Origin of the sequence: Flagellimonas ochracea, assembly GCF_009903685.1 — a bacterium.
In the GTDB taxonomy this organism is placed as follows: Bacteria; Bacteroidota; Bacteroidia; order Flavobacteriales; family Flavobacteriaceae; genus Flagellimonas; species Flagellimonas ochracea.
Genome location: NZ_JAAABI010000033.1, coordinates 1 through 514 on the forward strand (window position 1 = coordinate 1; position 514 = coordinate 514).

At 39.5% G+C, this 514-nt stretch carries 1 pseudogene; it reads left to right on the forward strand.

The window, feature by feature from the left end:
* Positions 1 to 376, forward strand: a pseudogene (locus tag GTQ34_RS16630) (hypothetical protein); the annotation flags it as partial.
* Between the last annotated feature and the right edge of the window lie 138 nt (positions 377 to 514).

Here is a 514-nt window from a genome sequence, read left to right on the forward strand (position 1 = left end):
CTCGGCCTTGGTGGTAGAAAGCAAGGAAACACCAAATCGAAAGGTGAGTAATAGCTTCGGAATCCATGTTCAAGGTAATGCTATCATCAATGGAATATTGGCCTATTTGGACGATTCTGACGAAACGTCTTTTTTTCCACAAATAACAGTTGCCGAAAATGCTTTGATCAAAGGAGAAGTATTTTGCGAAAAAAATCTGGAATTAAAAGGTGATGTTCATGGCTCGGTTTCAACAACTAACTTTATTGCCCTGGAACAAGGTGGAGTATACCAAAATCATCTGTTCAACGGGTCTATTGACTCCAGCGTGCTGCCTTTACAGTACTCAGGATTGCTGTTTGGAAATGAAAAGTCTATCGCGAAATGGATGTATTAAAAAAGATAAGGGCATCCACCCTAATGGAGACCATGGTTGCCACCGTATTGATAGTAGTGGTTTTCATGATGGCCAGTCTTATATTGAATTCGCTGTTTTCAACAAAAATCAAAATTCAAATGAACCCTCTTCTTAACC